Source organism: Kumtagia sp. (assembly GCF_059502445.1).
Map to the genome: position 1 here is coordinate 67,714 of NZ_JCACER010000021.1, position 16,473 is coordinate 84,186.

Here is a 16,473-nt window from a genome sequence, read left to right on the forward strand (position 1 = left end):
AGCCGCGCAACGCGCGTTGCGCGGCTCTGGCCTCCTCCCTCCTGGTCGGTTTAGCCAAGTCGCTGCCCGTCAGAGGTCAAAGTGCAGCGAAATGCCCGGCCGATAGTAGCGCGGTCCGAATCCGTAGCTGCGGCCGTAGTACCGGCCGCGGTAGCAGTCGCCGTAGTAGTAGCAACGATCACGTGCGTATCGCCGGTAGGCGCGGCGCTCGGCCCGTCGATAGGCACGGCGTTCTGCACGACGCTGCTGCCGCTGCCAGTGACGATAGGTGTGGGACGCCTTGTGCACGTCCGTGCGCCCCTGTTCCGCCATCGGAATGAATGCCGTGGCGGCATTGGTCGGCGCAGGCACTGCTACTGCGAATGAGGCAGCCAAGGCTGTGGCCATCAACCCGGATAGAAGCGTTTTCATCATTGCCTCCTGGTAGGTGCGTCATTGGCTGAAACGAACCCTCCGGAACCCGGTTCCTGCGCGAACATTCACTGTATGTTGCGCCTCGTTTCAGAAAATGCGCATCCTGCCCGGCCAGCTTCGTCCTCACGCCGCCATCAGCATCTTTTCGATTTCCGGAACCGGATGGTTGGTCAGCGTCTTCGGATATTCCGCCACCACCATCGTCTCCACTTCCTTGTGCAGCTTCTTGCGTATTTCTCCCAGAACGAAGGGCGGCGCGATAAGGATCACTTCGTCGAAATCGCCGCGATGCGCCGCCTTGTAGAGCTTCTCCGCGATCTCGTCGGCGAAGCGCTCCTTGGCCATTCTGTGCCAGTCGGTATCCTCGGCGGCGCTGCGGTGGGGAGAGGGACCGTCGTTGAAGCGCCCTGGCTTGTCGGATCCCTGCTCGCGCGTCGGTGGATTTGCCTCGGCGACCTCACGGATGACTTCCAGGTTCGGATGCAGCCCGTCTCCCTTGTTTTCCAGGAACAAGGCCTTCTCGCCGTCGGCTACGACCACCCATGCACCATGCTTCAGTCTGGACGCGGCCATCTGCTTCTCCTTCGATAGGTCGAGGCGCCGAAATGCGCCCTGTGGAGCAACGCGACCCCATCGGCCAAGGTTCCTCTCCGCAAAAACGTGCCAAAAACCCACGGTGGAGGAAAAATATTCTTCCTCTCTTCGCGGTCGCGAAAAAGCGATTGCCTGCTGCAAATGGCCGCGCGAGTGTGTTTCTTTAGAAACCCGATGCCCGGGACTACAAGTCTGAATTCCAGCCAGGAAACCCTCGCGCCCATGTCGCAGCCGTTCGCCAAGCTCAACGCCTTTCCCGTCTTCCTGCGGGTCGAGGGGCGCAGCGTGATCGTCCTCGGTGGCGGCGACGAGGCGCTCGCCAAGGCCCGGCTCGTCGGCCAGTCGAATGCCCGGCTCGTCGTGGTGGCGGAGGATGTCCAGCCTGCCCTGAGGCAATGGGTCGTCGAAAACGGCGCCGAGCTCGTCGAAGCCGGCTATGACCCTGCGCGGCTCGAAGGCGCGGCACTGGTCTTTGCTGCCACGGGCGACGAGGCGCTGGACCGCCGGATATCGGATGATGCACGCCGCTTCGGCATCCCGGTCAACGCGGTGGATCGTCCCGATCTCTGCGATTTCTACACGCCGGCGATCGTCAACCGGGCACCGCTGGTGGTGGCGGTCGGCACCGAAGGCGCCGGGCCGGTGCTGGCCCAGATGGTGCGGGCACGCATCGACGCCATGCTGCCGCCGACTCTCGGCGTACTGGCGGCGCTTGCCGCATCCTTCCGCGACGCGGCCGAAAAACTGTTCCCTAAGGGGCTGGCGCGCCGCTCCTTCTGGCATGCCTTCTTTTCCGGAGCGCCGGCCCAAGCGCTCGAAGCCGGCGGCGAGGACGAGGCACGCGTGGCCGCCGGCCGGCTCCTGGCCGCGCGCGGCGCTGATTGCGGCCACGTCGCGCTGGTTGGCGCCGGTCCGGGTGCCGAGGATCTGCTGACCTTGCGGGCGCATCGCCTGTTGATGGAGGCCGACGTCATCGTCCATGACGCGCTGGTGCCGGAGGCGGTGATCGCCATGGGTCGGCGCGACGCCGAGCGGCTGCCGGTCGGCAAGCGCAAGGGCTGTCACTCCAAGACGCAAGCCGAGATCAACGCGCTGCTGGTGCGGCTCGGCCGCGAAGGCAAGCGCGTGGTGCGGCTGAAGTCCGGCGATCCGCTGGTGTTCGGCCGCGCCGGCGAGGAAATGCAGGCGCTGCGCGATGCGGACATCTCGTTCGAGGTGGTGCCGGGCGTCACCTCGGCCTTCGCCGCCGCCGCCGATTTCCAGCTGCCGCTGACGCTGCGCGGCGTGACCTCCTCGATGGTGTTCACCACCGGCCACGATCTCAAGGGCAATTCGCTGCCGGACTGGGCGAAGCTGGCGATCTCCGGCGCCACCGTCGCCGTCTATATGGGCCGCTCCGTCGCTGCGGACGTGGCCGGAAGGCTGATGGATGCCGGCCTGTCGCCGGATACCGCCGTCGCCGTGGTCGAGAACGCCAGCCTGCGCGACCGCCGCCGGTTCCATGGAACGCTGGCCGACCTGCCGTCGCTGCAAGCGCGCGACGATCTCGGCGGCCCGGTGATGACCATCATCGGCGACGCGGTCGCCGGCGCCGATTTCTCGCGCTCTGAGCCACTGGCGGCCTACCGCCCCGTTCCGTCTAGTGCCGCGGTCGAGGAGGTGCAGTCATGAAGGTCTTGACCGCCAACCGCCTGACCGACGGCGAGGCCGTGTGGTTCTCCCCGGCAAAAACCTGGGCCGAGACCATCGCCGAGGCCGATGTCGCCGGCGACAAGGCCGGGGAAGCCGAACTCGAGGCTGCCGGCAAGGCCGCCTTTGCCAACAATGAGGTCGTCGACGTCGAGTTGATCGACGTCGAGCTGGTCGATGGCTTGATCCGCCCGGTCCGCCTGCGCGAGCGCATCCGCGCCACCGGCCCGACCAACCGCCTCGACCTCGGAAAACAGGCCAGAACGGCCGCATGACAGGGCCGAGGAGCCCACGGAAGCACGACCATGTACCGTTACGATGAGTTCGACACTGATTTCGTCAACGCCCGTGTCGCCGAGTTCACCGATCAGGTGGAGCGGCGTCTCGCCGGCGAGATCACCGAGGAGCAGTTCCGGCCGCTCCGGCTGATGAACGGCGTCTACCTGCAGCTCCACGCCTACATGCTGCGCATCGCCATTCCCTATGGCACGCTGAACACCGGCCAGTTGCGCATGCTGGCCCACATCGCCCGCAGGTACGACAAGGGCTATGGCCACTTCACCACGCGCCAGAACATCCAGTTCAACTGGCCGGCGCTGTCGGACATTCCGGCGATCCTCGCCGATCTCGCCAGCGTCGAGATGCATGCCATCCAGACATCAGGCAACTGCATCCGCAACGTGACGGCCGACCATTTCGCGGGTGCGGCCGCCGACGAGGTCGCCGATCCGCGCCCCTATGCCGAGATTCTGCGGCAGTGGTCGTCGGTGCATCCGGAATTTTCGTATTTGCCGCGCAAATTCAAGATCGCGGTGACGGGCGCAGAGCGCGACCGTGCCGCCATCCAGACGCATGACATCGGCCTGCATCTGAAGAAGAACGCCGAGGGCGAATTGGGCTTTGCCGTCTATGTCGGCGGCGGCCAGGGCCGCACCCCGATGGTCGCCAAGAAGATCCGGGATTTCCTCCCCGAAAAGCACCTGCTCTCCTACGCGACGGCGATCTTGCGCGTCTACAATCTCTACGGACGGCGCGACAACAAGTACAAGGCGCGCATCAAGATCCTGGTGCACGAAACCGGTACGGAAGAATTCGCCCGCCAGGTCGAGGCCGAGTGGGCGGCGCTGAAGGACCAGGAGCTGACGCTGCCCGAGGCGGACATCGCCGCGATCAACGCCTATTTCGCGCCGCCGGCACTCGCCGCGAGGCCGGAAGGAGACGAGGTCGTGAAGCTCGCCCGGCTCGATTCCAAGAGCTTCGCCGACTGGGTCGACCAGAACGTGATCACCCACCGCCACCCCGACTATGCCGCCGTGACGATTTCGCTCAAGGGCATCGGCGAGGCGCCGGGCGACGCCAGCGACAGCCAGATGGAGGCGGTGGCCGACATCGCCGACCAATACGCTTTCGGTGAAATCCGCGTCAGCCACGAGCAGAACCTGATCCTGCCGCACGTGGCGCGCGCCGATTTGAAGGCCGTCTACGACGCGCTGGTCGAGATCGAGCTGGCGACGCCGAATTCCGGCCTGATCACCGACATCATCGCCTGCCCCGGCCTCGACTACTGCGCGCTGGCCAACGCCCGCTCGATCTCGGTGGCGCAGGAGATTTCCAACCGCTTCGCGTCGCTGGAGCGGCAGCGCGACATCGGCGAGCTGAAGCTGAAGATCTCCGGCTGCATCAACGCCTGCGGCCATCACCATGTCGGCCATATCGGCATCCTGGGCGTCGAGAAGAAGGGCGCCGAACTCTATCAGGTGACGCTGGGCGGCTCGGCCGACGAGCACACCGCCGTCGGCGAGATCATCGGCCGCGGCTTCGGCCCGGACGAGATCACCGACGCCATCGAGACCGTGGTCGAGACCTATCTCGCCCACAGGCTCGACCGTTCGGAAAATTTCCTCGACGCCTACCGCCGCCTTGGCCCGGCGCCGTTCAAGGAGGCGCTCTATGGCGGCGAAGCCAAGGCAGCCTGAGGACGAGATCGCGGCCGCCGAGGCGGCCGATCTCGATGCCCGTTTCGGCGGGCTGTCGCCGCAGGAAATCATCGCCTGGTCGGCGCGCGACGGCTTTCCCGGCGCCATCGCGGCGGTGTCGTCGTTCGGCGCGGATTCCGCCGTGCTGCTGCACATGATCGCCGAGGTGGATGCCTCGCTGCCGGTCGTGTTCCTCGACACCGGAAAGCATTTCGGCGAGACGCTGGATTACCGCGACGCGCTTGCCGCCGATCTCGGGCTCACCGACATCCGCATCGTCACGCCGGACCAGGCCGCGCTCGACCGGCTCGATCCGGACGGCAAGCTGCACCAATCGGACACCGACGGCTGCTGCGAGATCCGCAAGGTCGAGCCCATGGCGCGCGGCGTCGCGCCCTTCCGCGCCTGGTTCACCGGCAGAAAACGCTTCCAGGCGGCGACCCGCGCTGCCTTGCCGGCGTTCGAGGCGGTCGGGCCGCGCGTCCGCATCAATCCGCTGGCGAAATGGGGCACGAGCGATCTCGCCGACTACATGCGCGCGCATGCGCTGCGCGAGAACCCGCTGGTGGCCTACGGCTATCTCTCCATCGGCTGCTTTCCCTGCACTCAGCCGGTGAAGCCGGGAGAGGACGCACGCAGCGGCCGCTGGGCCGGCCAGGGCAAGACCGAGTGCGGCATCCATCTGCCGGGCCTGGGCGAGGCGCTCACGACGGCGGCTCACTAAGATAACCGAAACTCTTGCAGCCAGGCCGTTTCGTCCTTCGGCGAGACTGGAAACCAAGCCGAGAATACGCCATATGCTCGCCCTGATGACCGAAGCGAAGAACGAGACCGCCGTGCCGGTGCCGCGCCTGTGGACACCCGAAGGGTTCCGCGAGGACGAGTGGCAGCATGCGGACAACGCCGAGGCGCTTGCCGGCAACGGCCGCTTCATCCTGCCGCTGCAAGTGTTCCTCGACCTCGATCCGGTGGTGCGCAAATCGGCCAGGGAACGGCTGGGCGTATTGCTGATGCCGGCCGATCCGGTGGAGAAGATCGCCGGGCTGCTGGACGACCTGTCGCTGGTGGCGCTGGCCTTCCCGGCCTTCAACGACGGCCGCAGCTTTTCCAAGGCCGAGCTGCTGCGCAGCCGCCACCGTTTTGCCGGTGCGGTCCGGGCGACCGGCCAGGTTCTGGTAGACCAGTTGCCGCACATGCTGCGTCTCGGCTTCGACGAATTCGAGATCAGCCATCCGGTGCTGATCCGCCGGCTGGAGGAGGGTCGCGTCGGCGGCCTCGACCTCTATTACCAGCCGACGGCCACGCCGGCCGGGGCGCCCGCCAAGGGTGCGGGGTACTCCTGGCGGCGGTCGCGCTGATCCGGGCTGGATCGGCGCCGCAGCGATCTCTGTAGGTCGACGAGCTTCATGGTCGCAATCTGGTCAGACCAGATTGCATTCGGCATTTTCCCGACATACCATGATGCCGTTTATTTCGATGCTCGAAGTAAATGCGCCGGACTGGGAGGATGAGGATGCCTGGCAAGAAAATACTGATGCTCGTTGGCGACTTCAGCGAGGAGTACGAGATTTTCGTGTTCGAGCAGGCGATGCACGCCGTCGGACATACGGTGCACGTCGTCTGCCCCGACAAGAAGGCGGGCGAGGTGCTGAAAACATCGCTGCATGATTTCGAGGGCCACCAGACCTATACGGAAAAGCTCGGCCACGACTACTATCTGAACAAGACCTTCGCCGAGGTCGATCCGGCTGCCTATGACGCCGTCTATTGCGCCGGCGGCCGCGGCCCGGAATACATCCGCATCGACAGCAGAGTGCAAGCGATCGTCCGCCACTTCCACGAGACGGGCAAGCCGATCTTCACCATTTGCCACGGCGTCCAGATCCTGATCGCGGTGGATGGCGTGGTGCGCGGCAAGGAGGTCGCCGCGCTTCAGTATTGCGAGCCGGAAGTGACGCTGGCGGGCGGCAAATACATCGACGTGACGCCGACCGGAGCCCATGTCGACGGCAATCTCGTCTCCGCCAAGGGCTGGACGGGCCTCGCGGCCTTCATGCGCGAGTGCCTGAAGGTCCTCGGCACGGACATATCGCATGGGCAGGTGCTGATGGCCGACACGCGCCGCGCCGCATGAAGCAGGGGCTGACGCGAAGGCGGCATGACGGCCGCCGGCCGTTCCTCATTGAGGCTGGGCGGCCGGCGTCGGCCGGCCGGCGTCCGCCTCTTCGACGGCTCGATCCAGCTGGTGCAGGAGCTTTACAAAGCGCTCTGGCAGTTCGGGATCGACGGCATAGGTGGGGAGCGTGCCGACGAAGCGGCGCAGCTGGGCGCTCCGCATCTGGCGGCGGAACTCTGACTTCACATCCCCGGGTTTCTTTTCGTTTTTGCCAAACATGACGTCGCTAACCTGTTGTTGGCAAAGGAACCCGTGCAGTCTCGAATGGTTCCTGCAATGTAGGATTGCGTTCCCGGCATGGTAAAAATTGCGTAAAATTTGAGTCGAATTGCCGGCAGCAAGCGGCTTGCGGGCCTTCTCGGAAGCAGGTCTGCTGCGCCTGACGCTTTCATAAGCCCTTGATTTTTGCCCGGGCAGCATCGATATCCGGCGCAAATCCGAACGGTTTGCAGGAACAGGAAAGAGAATGAGCGATCAGGCTAAAGACGAACGCGTGCTCGAGGAAGGCGTCGCGGTCGAGCAGGCTGCCGAAGCGGCGCCGGCAGCTGGCCAGGATGGCGATTACGAGGCGCTGGTTCGGCTGCTGAAGGAGAACGAGGAGCTGAAGGATCGCGCGCTGCGCGCCGCCGCCGAGATGGAGAATCTGCGCCGCCGCACGGCGCGCGAGATTCAGGACGCGCGGACCTATGCCGCCGCCAATTTCGCGCGCGACATGCTTTCGGTCTCCGACAATCTGAGCCGCGCCCTGCAGGCGGTCGCGCCGGAGGCGAAGGCGGCCGACCCCAGCCTCGCCGCCCTTGTGGAGGGCGTTGAGATGACCGAGCGCTCGATGCTGTCGACGCTGGAGCGTCACGGCGTGAAGAGGCTGGAGCCGCTGGGCGAGAAGTTCGATCCGCATTTCCACCAGGCCATGTTCGAGGTGCCGAACCCCGACATCGCCGCCAACACGGTGGTGCAGGTGGTGCAGCCCGGCTATTCGATCGGCGAGCGCGTGCTGCGCCCCGCCATGGTCGGCGTCTCCAAGGGCGGCCCGCGCGCTGCCGCCAATGAAGGCGCGACCGAGCCGGGGCCCATCAACGAGCAGGCCGAGAAGGATGCGTGAGCGAGCGAATAGCGAATAGCGAATAGGGAATAGGGAATAGCGAATAGGGATTGACCCTTCGCTTCAACAGACGACTGTCGCTATTCGCTATTCGCTATTCGCTATTCGCTTCGCAATTCGTTCCTTGATCTGGCGCGGCTGCCACCGCTGCGCTAGCAAGATCGCATGAACTGGCTTCAGGTCCTCGACTATGCCGGCGTCGCCGTGTTCGCCGCGACAGGGGCCCTGGCCGCCTCACGCAAGCAGCTCGACATCGTCGGTTTCCTGTTCCTTGCCAGCGTCACCGGCATCGGCGGCGGCACGGTCCGCGACCTCATCCTCGACGTCCCTGTCTTCTGGGTGCTCGACCACGCTTATGTGCTCGTCTGCGCCGGCAGCGGCGTGCTCGTCTTCTTCGCTGCGCACCGGCTCGAGTCGCGCTACAGGCTGCTGCTGTGGCTGGACGCAGTTGGCATGTCTGCCTATGCCGCGCTCGGCGCTGCCAAGGGGCTCGCGGCCACCGGATCGCCCATCGTGGCCATTGTCATGGGCATGCTGACGGCGACGCTGGGCGGCATCCTGCGCGATCTTCTGGCAGGCGAGCCCTCGGTGCTGCTGCGCCCGGAAATCTACGTCACCGCCGCCCTGGCCGGCGCCGCCGTCTTCACGCTCGCCGATCTCGGCGGCCTCCCCGACGTTGCCTCGGCGCTGCTCGCCTTCGCCACGGCTTTCGCCGTGCGCGGCGGCGCGCTGTGGTTCGGCTGGCGCATTCCGGCCTACCGCAATCGGCCCGGCCGGCGTCCGGAGGATATTCCGTAGGACGGTCGAGCCGAGCCTGGGGGGCTGCTATGATCTCGGAGCCTCGATCGCCTCGATCAGCAGCCGCGCCGCCTCGGTGGCGAAAATATCGTCGTTGATGTCCGTGTCGAGCTCGACCACTCGCACCGTGTCGCTCAGACCGGCCTTCAGCGCGGCGAACAGGGCGGCGTCGGCGGCCGGGTCGTGGAACGGCTTGCCCTCCACGTCGATGGACGACACGCCGCGCCGCGGGATCATGAAGACGGTCGGGCCCTCGGCCTTGTTGAGCTTTGCCGCGATTCTCCTGCCCAGTTCTGCGTTCTCCTCCGCGGTCGTGCGCATCAGCGTCACCAGCGGGTTGTGCCGGTAGAAGGCGCGGCCGGCATATTTCGTCGGAACGGTCTCGGGCGCGCCGAAATTCACCATGTCGAGCGCGCCGGCCGACACCACCTGCGGGATACCGGCCGCGCCGGCCGCTTCCAGCCGGTCGGGTCCGGCGCTGAGCACGCCGCCGGCAAGCTCGTCCGCCAGTTCCGTCGTGGTAATGTCGAGCACGCCGGCGATGAAGCCGGCGTGGATGAGTTCCTCCATCGTGCGCCCGCCCGTGCCGGTGGCGTGGAAGACCAGAACCTCGTAGCCGGCCTGCTCGAGGATCTCGCGCGCCTTGGTCACGCAGGGCGTCGTCACCCCGAACATGGTGGCGGCGATGAGTGGCCTCTGCTCTCGCGGTCCGGTGCGCCCGGCGTTGATCATGCCGGCGATGGCGCCGGCGGCATTGGCGAGGATTTGCGACGACAGCCGGTTGATGCCGGAGATGTCGACGACCGCCGGCATGATGGTGACGTCCTTGACGCCGACCAGCGGGCGCGTGTCGCCGGCCGCCAGCGTCGACACCAGCAGCTTGGGGAAGCCGACCGGCAGCGCCTGCATCGCCGCCGCGGCGATCGACGAACCGCCGCCGCCGCCCATGGCGACGATGCCGTGGATACGGCCTTCGGCGGCGAGCCGCGCCGCGACGACGGCGGCCCCCTTGCTCATCACGGCCATCGCCTCGCCACGATCCTTTTTCGCCGCCAGCGTTTTGAGGTCGCCGCCTCCGGCCGCCGCCACCTCGGCCGCCGCGACATCCGGCGTGAAGGAAGGTCCGAACACGCCGACGTCGATGGTCAGCGTCTCCACGCCCTGCGCTTCGACCTGCTGCCTGAGAAAGGCGTATTCGACGCCCTTGCTGTCGAAGGTGCCGAGTATGGCGACGACTTTCTTCATGCGAGCACCCGTTGAACGGAACGGCCCTGCCGCCGCTAGCCGACCTTGCCGCCGAGTTCGTCCTCGACATGAGCGCGCACGATCGCGTCGAACGAGGTTTCCGCGCGGAAGCCGAGCGCCTCCGCCCGCCCCGCGTCGAAGCGGCCCGGCCAGCCGGCCACCATGCGGGCGATGGCCTCGTTCGGTTCGCGCCGGATCAGCTTCACCGCCTTGTCGCCGGCGACGCGGCGCAGCGCCTCGATCTCCTCGCCCACGGTGGCGGAGAGGCCGGGCATTGTGAGGTTGCGGCGCTGGCCGAGCGGCGCAAGCTCGATCGTCGCCGCATGCTCGAGGAAGCCGATGGCCGCGCGCGGGCTGGCGAACCAGTGGCGCACCGTCTCCGAAACCGGCAGCACCGCCTCCTCGCCGACCAGCGGCTCGCGCAGGATGTTGGAGAAGAAGCCGGAGGCCGCCTTGTTCGGCTTACCTGGCCGGATGCAGATGGTCGGCAGGCGGATGCCGATGCCGTCGAGGAAACCGCGCCGGCTGTAGTCGGCGAGCAGCAGCTCGCCGATCGCTTTCTGCGTGCCGTAGCTGGTCGCCGGCGTCGTGAAGAACTCGTCGCCGATCGCCTCGGGGAACGGCGCGCCGAACACCGCGATGGACGAGGAGAAGACGACGCGCGGCCGGTAAGGCGCCTTGATCCCCTCCTGTCTGATCGCCTCGAACAGGAAACGCGTGCCATCGAGGTTGATGCGGTAGCCCTTGTCGAAATCGGTCTCGGCTTCGCCCGACACGATGGCCGCGAGGTGGAAGATCACGTCTGGCCGGGTCGAGACCAGCTTCTCGCTCGCGCCGGGAGCCGAAAGATCGGTGACGGCTGCGACGGCCGGTACGTTGCCGCCGGGCAGCGCCGGCTCGACCACGTCGACCAGCGTCATCCGCGCAACCTCCGTGCCGCCCAGCCGCCCCGTCTGGGCAAGGCGCATGGCGAACTTGCGGCCGACCATACCGGCCGCTCCGATGATCATGACGTGCATCTGGCTGATTTCTCCCGGACTTCGATCTTTGATCTTTTCAGACACATAGCTTGGATCGAAGGCTCATGCACGGGCAAGTTTCGGCATGCTCCTCCGGCCGCCGACCGCGGCCGTCGTGGCGACCGGCATCGCTCAAGACGCGGCTGCTCTCCGGAGATTGAAGACGATACGATGGCGGCGGCCTTGCCTCGCAGGGCCGAGTCGAGCATGAAGGCGCGTTTCGGCAGGCTCCCAGGAGGGCTTAGGATTGGCACGGCAACGGGCAGACGCACTTCTCTCGGCCTTCCGCGACCGGCAGGCGACCGTCGCCGTCATCGGACTGGGCTATGTCGGCCTGCCGCTGGTCAAGGCGGTGGTCGAGGCGGGCTTCACCGGCATCGGCATCGACATCGATCCCGACAAGATCCGCATGCTGCATGAGGGCGTCGCCTATCTCCGGCATTTCGACCCGGCCTATTTCGCCGGGAGAATCGCGGAGGGCCGGCTCGCCTGCACGACCGACTTCTCCGCTGTTGCCGGCGCCGACGCGATCGTCATCTGCGTGCCCACCCCGCTGACCAAGCATCGGGAGCCGGATCTCTCCTATGTGGCGAATACGGCGCGCTCGATCGTGCCGCATCTGCGCAATAACCAGCTCGTCGTGCTGGAATCGACGACCTATCCAGGGACCACGCAGGAATTGCTGGTTCCGGCGCTGGAGCAGAGCGGGCTGAAGAGCGGAACCGACTTCTTCGTCGCCTTCAGCCCGGAGCGCGAAGACCCCGGCAATCCCGACTACGGCACGCAGTCGATCCCCAAGGTTGTCGGCGGCGCCGACCCCATCGCGCTGGAGTTGGCGGTCGCGCTCTACGACCAGATCGTGGTGAAGACGGTGCCGGTGTCCTCCACCGCCGCCGCCGAGGCGGTGAAAATCACCGAGAACATCTTTCGCGCCGTCAACATCGCGCTGGTCAACGAGCTGAAGCTGATCTACGGCGCCATGGGCATCGACGTGTGGGAGGTCATCGACGCGGCCAAGACCAAGCCGTTCGGCTTCATGCCCTTCTATCCCGGTCCCGGGCTGGGCGGCCACTGCATCCCGATCGACCCCTTCTATCTCACCTGGAAGGCACGCGAGTTCGACATGTCGACCCGCCTGGTGGAACTTGCCGGCGAGATCAATACGGCGATGCCGGGCCACGTCGTCACCGTCTGCATGGAGGCACTGAACGCCCGCTTCGCCAAGGGGCTGAAGGGCGGCAGGGTGCTGCTGGTCGGGCTCGCCTACAAGAAAAATGTCGGCGACATCCGCGAGAGCCCCGGCCTGACGCTGATCCGGCTGCTGGAGGAGCGCGGCGCGAAAGTCGATTACCTCGACCCGCACGTGCCGCAGATCACTATGACCCGCGAGCATCCCGAATATGCCGGCCGCGGCTCGGTTGCCGCCGATGCCTCCTTCGCAGGCTACGACCTCACGCTGATCGCGACCGATCACGACGCGGTCGACTACGCCCGTCTGGTCGCCGAAAGCCGGCTGGTCGTCGACACCCGCAACGTCTGCGAGCGCAAGGGCGTCTCGTCCGCCAACGTGGTCAAGGCGTAACGCAGGCCCGGTGCGACCGGTCCTCACGCCTACACGCAACGTATCGGCCGGAAAATGCACGTGTTTTGACTTGGCGGTGCAGACCGGCGATAGGACGGCCCGCGCCGTCTCAAGCCGGTGGCCGCCAGTGCGATTCGAACACGGTCCGGAACTCTTCATGACACGAAAGCCGCTTCGCTTCATCGACCTCGTTGCCCAGCAGGAAAAGATCAAGACGAAGGTCGACGCGGCGATCCAGCGCGTGCTCTCCCACGGCGCCTACATCCTCGGCCCCGAGGTCGCAGAATTCGAGGCGGCGCTCAGCGCCTTCTGCGGCGCGAAACATTCTATCGGCTGCTCCAACGGCACCGATGCGCTCACGCTTTGCCTGATGGCGAAGGGCATCAAGCCGGGGCAGGCTGTGTTCTGTCCGAGCTTCACCTTCGCCGCGACGGCGGAAGTCGTCGCAATGCTCGGCGCCACGCCGTTCTTCGTCGACATCCACGAGGATACATTCAACCTCGATCCCGCGAGCCTTAAGACGGCGATCGCCCAGGCCAAGAAGGACGGCCTGTCGCTCGCCGGCGTGATCTCCGTCGACCTGTTCGGCCAGTCGGCCGACTATGCCGAGATCGAGCCGATCGTGGCGAACGAGGGCATGTGGCTGATCAGCGATGCCGCGCAGGGTTTCGGCGGCACCTATCGCGATCGTAAGGTCGGCACCATTGGCGCCATGACGGCGACCAGCTTCTTCCCGGCCAAGCCGCTCGGCGCCTATGGCGACGGCGGCGCCATCTTCACCGACGACGACGAGACGGATGCGGTGCTGCGCTCGCTGCTGGTCCACGGCCAGGGCACGGACAAATACGATAACGTCCGCATCGGCATGAACGGTCGCCTGGACACGCTGCAGGCCGCCATCCTGATCGAGAAGCTGAAGATATTCCCCGACGAGATCGTCGCGCGCAATCGCATCGCCGCAGCATACAATGACGGGCTGCGCGACGTCGCCGTCGTGCCGGCGGTGCTCGACGGCTGCACCTCCACCTGGGCGCAGTACACGATCCGGGCCCGCGGCAAGGATCGCGGCGCCGTGCTGGCGCGGCTGAAGGACAAGGGCGTGCCGACGGCGGTCTATTATCCGAAGCCGCTGCACCGGCAGACGGCCTACAAGCATTTCCCGGTCGCCGGCAACGGCCTGCCGGTCAGCGACCGGGTGGCCGAGGACGTCTTCAGCCTGCCTATGCACCCCTATCTTGAGGCCGACGACCAGGGCTACATCATCGACAGCGTGCGCGAGGCGCTGGCGGCTTAGCAGCCGATACTGATCCCGCTTGAACTCCAAAACGACCCATAATAGTTATTGGCTGTCTGGGTAGCAGGAGGCAACCTGATGGCGATCAGCGCTGAACTGGGTGAGACGCTCGAACAGGTGGTGACTGAATTGGTCGCTACCGGGCGCTATAATTCCAAGAGCGAAGTGCTGCGCGAAGGCGTGCGGCTGGTTCAGGAGCGCGAGGCGCGCCTCAATACGCTTCACGCCGCCCTAGAGCGTGGTCTTGCGTCGGCCGATGCCGGGAGGGTGGAGGATGCTGAGATATTCCTGGACCGTCTTGAGCAGAAATATCTTCGCATGGCCGGCGAATGAAGCTCGTCGTCACCGACGATGCGAAAGAAGATATCGAGCGAATTTCCGACCATATCTCGACGGATAATCCGCGAGCCGCGGCTCGTCTCGTGAAGGAGTTCTTGCGGAGCTTTCGCGAGATCAGGCAGCGGCCGCGTGCGTATCCATTTGTCGTAGGATACGAGCGCTGAAAACTCCGGCGAAAGGTACACCGCAACTACCTGATTTTCTATCGTGGCACGGAGGACAGGATCGAAATCATCCATGTGCTGCATGGCGCCATGGACTACGAGACGGTTTTGGGGGAACGCGAATAGCCGCGTTCCCAAAACGACCGAAGCCAAGTGGGTCGGTTGCCGACCGGCCCCCTACGCCGCGCCGCTCATCTTCTGCTTCTCGAAGCGCTTGCGGTCGTTCGGGTCGAGATGCAGCTTGCGCAGGCGGATGGTCTTCGGTGTCACCTCGACCAGCTCGTCGTCCTGGATCCAGGCCAGCGCCCGTTCCAGCGTCATGCGCACCGGCGGGGTGAGCCGGACCGCCTCGTCCTTGCCGGCGGCGCGGATGTTGGTGAGTTTCTTGCCCTTCAGCACGTTCACTTCCAGGTCGTTGTCCCGGGAGTGGATGCCGATGATCATGCCCTGATAGACCTTCACGCCCGGGTCGATGACCATCGGGCCGCGATCCTCCAGGTTCCACAGCGCGTAGGCGACGGCCTCGCCGGCTTCGTTGGAGATCAGCACGCCGTTGGTCCGGCCGGCGATGTCGCCCTTGTAGGGCTCGTAGGCATGGAACAGGCGGTTCATCACGGCGGTGCCGCGCGTGTCGGTCAGAAGCTCCGACTGGTAGCCGATCAGGCCGCGCGTAGGCGCGTGGAAGACCAGGCGCTGCCGGTTGCCGCCGGACGGGCGCAGCTCGACCATCTCGCCCTTGCGCTCGCTCATCTTCTGCACGACGACGCCGGAATGCTCCTCGTCGACGTCGATGACCACTTCCTCGATCGGCTCGAGCAGCTGGCCGTCGTCGTCCTTCTTCATGACGACGCGCGGGCGCGACACGGCGATCTCGAAACCTTCGCGGCGCATGGTCTCGATCAGCACGGCAAGCTGCAGCTCGCCGCGGCCGGAGACGTAGAAGGAGTCCTTGTCGGCCGATTCCTCGATCTTCAGCGCGACGTTGCCTTCCGCCTCGCGCAGCAGGCGGTCGCGGATGACGCGGCTGGTCACCTTGTCGCCCTCGGTGCCGGCCAGCGGCGAATCGTTGACGATGAACGACATGGTGACGGTCGGCGGGTCGATCGGCTGGGCGGCCAGCGGCTCGGTGACGGCCGGGTCGCAGAAGGTGTCGGCCACCGTGCCCTTCGACAGGCCGGCGATCGCGATGATGTCGCCGGCATGGGCGTCCTCGATCGGCTGGCGCTCGATGCCGCGGAAGGCGAGGATCTTCGAGATGCGGCCATTTTCCAGCAGGCCGCCGTCGTGATGCAGCACCTTCACCGCCTGGTTTGGCTTGATCGAGCCGCTCTCGATGCGGCCGGTGATGATGCGGCCGAGGAAGGGATTGGCTTCCAGGATGGTGCCGATCATCCGGAACGGACCGGCATGGACGGTGGGAGCGGGCACGTGGCGCAGCACCATTTCGAACAGTGGCGCGAGGCCGTCGTCCTTCGGCCCCTCGGGCGCCTCGGCCATCCAGCCGTCGCGGCCGGAGCCGTAAAGGATGGGGAAGTCGAGCTGCTCGTCGGTGGCGTCGAGCGCCGCGAACAGGTCGAACACCTCGTTGACCACCTCGACATGGCGCGCGTCCGGCCGGTCGATCTTGTTGATGGCGACGATCGGACGCAGGCCGACCTTGAGCGCCTTGCCGACCACGAACTTGGTCTGCGGCATCGGGCCTTCGGCGGCATCGACCAGCACGATGGCGCCGTCCACCATGTTGAGGATGCGTTCCACCTCGCCGCCGAAATCGGCGTGGCCGGGCGTGTCGACGATGTTGATGCGCGTGTCCTTCCACTCGACCGAGGTGGCCTTGGCAAGGATGGTGATGCCGCGCTCCTTCTCCAGGTCGTTGGAATCCATGACGCGCTCGGCGACGCGCTGGTTGTCGCGCACGGAGCCGGATTGTTTCAGCAGCGCGTCGACCAGCGTGGTCTTGCCATGGTCGACGTGCGCGATGATCGCGATGTTGCGAAGTTTCATAAAGACCTTGCTCGGGAAGGGGCACGCCGCAATTCGTTCAGGCGCCGTGCTTCATTGGCGCGGCTCTTAACGGATTT

General features: G+C 66.0%; 17 protein-coding genes and 1 pseudogene. 12 read left to right on the forward strand and 6 right to left on the reverse strand.

Going from position 1 to position 16,473, the window contains the following annotated elements:
• Nucleotides 1–69 precede the first annotated feature (69 nt).
• Both AC5JDC_RS09055 and AC5JDC_RS09060 read right to left on the reverse strand, forming a co-directional pair.
• Nucleotides 70–411: a hypothetical protein gene (locus AC5JDC_RS09055; protein WP_495841013.1), complete on the reverse strand. Its 342-nt coding sequence runs from the start codon at nt 409–411 to the stop codon at nt 70–72.
• A gap of 126 nt (nt 412–537) precedes the next feature.
• Entirely contained in the window at nt 538–987 is a 450-nt protein-coding gene (locus AC5JDC_RS09060; protein ID WP_495841015.1) for a baeRF12 domain-containing protein, read from the reverse strand.
• 243 nt (nt 988–1,230) lie between these two features.
• On the opposite strand from AC5JDC_RS09060, the gene cysG reads away from it, so the two are divergent.
• From cysG to AC5JDC_RS09090, 6 genes are all read left to right on the forward strand, one after another.
• Entirely contained in the window at nt 1,231–2,679 is a 1,449-nt protein-coding gene (cysG, locus tag AC5JDC_RS09065) for a siroheme synthase CysG (protein WP_495841017.1), read from the forward strand.
• Entirely contained in the window at nt 2,676–2,972 is a 297-nt protein-coding gene (locus AC5JDC_RS09070; protein ID WP_495841019.1) for a DUF2849 domain-containing protein, read from the forward strand. Before cysG ends, AC5JDC_RS09070 begins: the two co-directional genes overlap by 4 nt.
• 30 nt (nt 2,973–3,002) lie before the next feature.
• Nucleotides 3,003–4,673: a nitrite/sulfite reductase gene (locus AC5JDC_RS09075; RefSeq protein WP_495841021.1), complete on the forward strand. Its 1,671-nt coding sequence runs from the start codon at nt 3,003–3,005 to the stop codon at nt 4,671–4,673.
• The gene (locus AC5JDC_RS09080) at nt 4,648–5,397 is read left to right on the forward strand and encodes a phosphoadenylyl-sulfate reductase (protein ID WP_495841023.1); all 750 of its coding nucleotides are present in this window, start codon (nt 4,648–4,650) and stop codon (nt 5,395–5,397) included. Before AC5JDC_RS09075 ends, AC5JDC_RS09080 begins: the two co-directional genes overlap by 26 nt.
• Nucleotides 5,398–5,482: 85 nt before the next feature.
• Entirely contained in the window at nt 5,483–6,031 is a 549-nt protein-coding gene (locus AC5JDC_RS09085; protein WP_495841074.1) for a DUF934 domain-containing protein, read from the forward strand.
• A 155-nt stretch (nt 6,032–6,186) separates the two neighbouring features.
• A complete protein-coding gene (locus tag AC5JDC_RS09090; protein ID WP_495841026.1) occupies nt 6,187–6,807 on the forward strand; it encodes a DJ-1/PfpI family protein in 621 nt (206 codons plus the stop codon).
• Nucleotides 6,808–6,852: 45 nt separating this feature from the next.
• On the opposite strand, the gene AC5JDC_RS09095 is transcribed toward AC5JDC_RS09090, so the two are convergent.
• On the reverse strand, nt 6,853–7,269 hold the full coding sequence (locus tag AC5JDC_RS09095; RefSeq protein WP_495841028.1) for a hypothetical protein: 417 nt from the start codon (nt 7,267–7,269) through the stop codon (nt 6,853–6,855).
• A 46-nt stretch (nt 7,270–7,315) separates the two neighbouring features.
• On the opposite strand from AC5JDC_RS09095, the gene grpE reads away from it, so the two are divergent.
• Together grpE and AC5JDC_RS09105 are read left to right on the forward strand one after the other, a co-directional pair.
• Entirely contained in the window at nt 7,316–7,951 is a 636-nt protein-coding gene (gene grpE, locus AC5JDC_RS09100; protein ID WP_495841030.1) for a nucleotide exchange factor GrpE, read from the forward strand.
• 165 nt (nt 7,952–8,116) lie between these two features.
• Nucleotides 8,117–8,749, forward strand: a complete 633-nt coding sequence (locus AC5JDC_RS09105) for a trimeric intracellular cation channel family protein (RefSeq protein WP_495841032.1) — start codon at nt 8,117–8,119, stop codon at nt 8,747–8,749.
• A 27-nt stretch (nt 8,750–8,776) separates the two neighbouring features.
• Here AC5JDC_RS09105 and AC5JDC_RS09110 read toward each other — a convergent pair whose 3' ends face one another.
• Together AC5JDC_RS09110 and denD are read right to left on the reverse strand one after the other, a co-directional pair.
• The gene (locus AC5JDC_RS09110; protein ID WP_495841034.1) at nt 8,777–9,994 is read right to left on the reverse strand and encodes a Tm-1-like ATP-binding domain-containing protein; all 1,218 of its coding nucleotides are present in this window, start codon (nt 9,992–9,994) and stop codon (nt 8,777–8,779) included.
• A gap of 35 nt (nt 9,995–10,029) precedes the next feature.
• A complete protein-coding gene (gene denD, locus AC5JDC_RS09115; protein ID WP_495841036.1) occupies nt 10,030–11,013 on the reverse strand; it encodes a D-erythronate dehydrogenase in 984 nt (327 codons plus the stop codon).
• Between the two features lie 247 nt (nt 11,014–11,260).
• Between denD and AC5JDC_RS09120 the strand changes: the two genes are divergently transcribed.
• From AC5JDC_RS09120 to AC5JDC_RS09135, 4 genes and pseudogenes are all read left to right on the forward strand, one after another.
• Nucleotides 11,261–12,595 (forward strand): nucleotide sugar dehydrogenase, encoded by a 1,335-nt coding sequence (locus AC5JDC_RS09120; RefSeq protein WP_495841038.1) that lies wholly within the window; start codon nt 11,261–11,263, stop codon nt 12,593–12,595.
• Nucleotides 12,596–12,752: 157 nt separating this feature from the next.
• Nucleotides 12,753–13,889: a DegT/DnrJ/EryC1/StrS family aminotransferase gene (locus tag AC5JDC_RS09125; RefSeq protein ID WP_495841040.1), complete on the forward strand. Its 1,137-nt coding sequence runs from the start codon at nt 12,753–12,755 to the stop codon at nt 13,887–13,889.
• 78 nt (nt 13,890–13,967) lie between these two features.
• Complete coding sequence (locus tag AC5JDC_RS09130) at nt 13,968–14,222, forward strand: type II toxin-antitoxin system ParD family antitoxin (protein ID WP_106774501.1); 255 nt, start codon at nt 13,968–13,970, stop codon at nt 14,220–14,222.
• A pseudogene (locus tag AC5JDC_RS09135) lies at nt 14,219–14,518 on the forward strand (type II toxin-antitoxin system RelE/ParE family toxin). Before AC5JDC_RS09130 ends, AC5JDC_RS09135 begins: the two are co-directional and overlap by 4 nt.
• A 51-nt stretch (nt 14,519–14,569) precedes the next feature.
• Here the strand turns inward: AC5JDC_RS09135 and typA are convergent.
• Complete coding sequence (gene typA / locus AC5JDC_RS09140; protein ID WP_106774499.1) at nt 14,570–16,396, reverse strand: translational GTPase TypA; 1,827 nt, start codon at nt 16,394–16,396, stop codon at nt 14,570–14,572.
• Between the last annotated feature and the right edge of the window lie 77 nt (nt 16,397–16,473).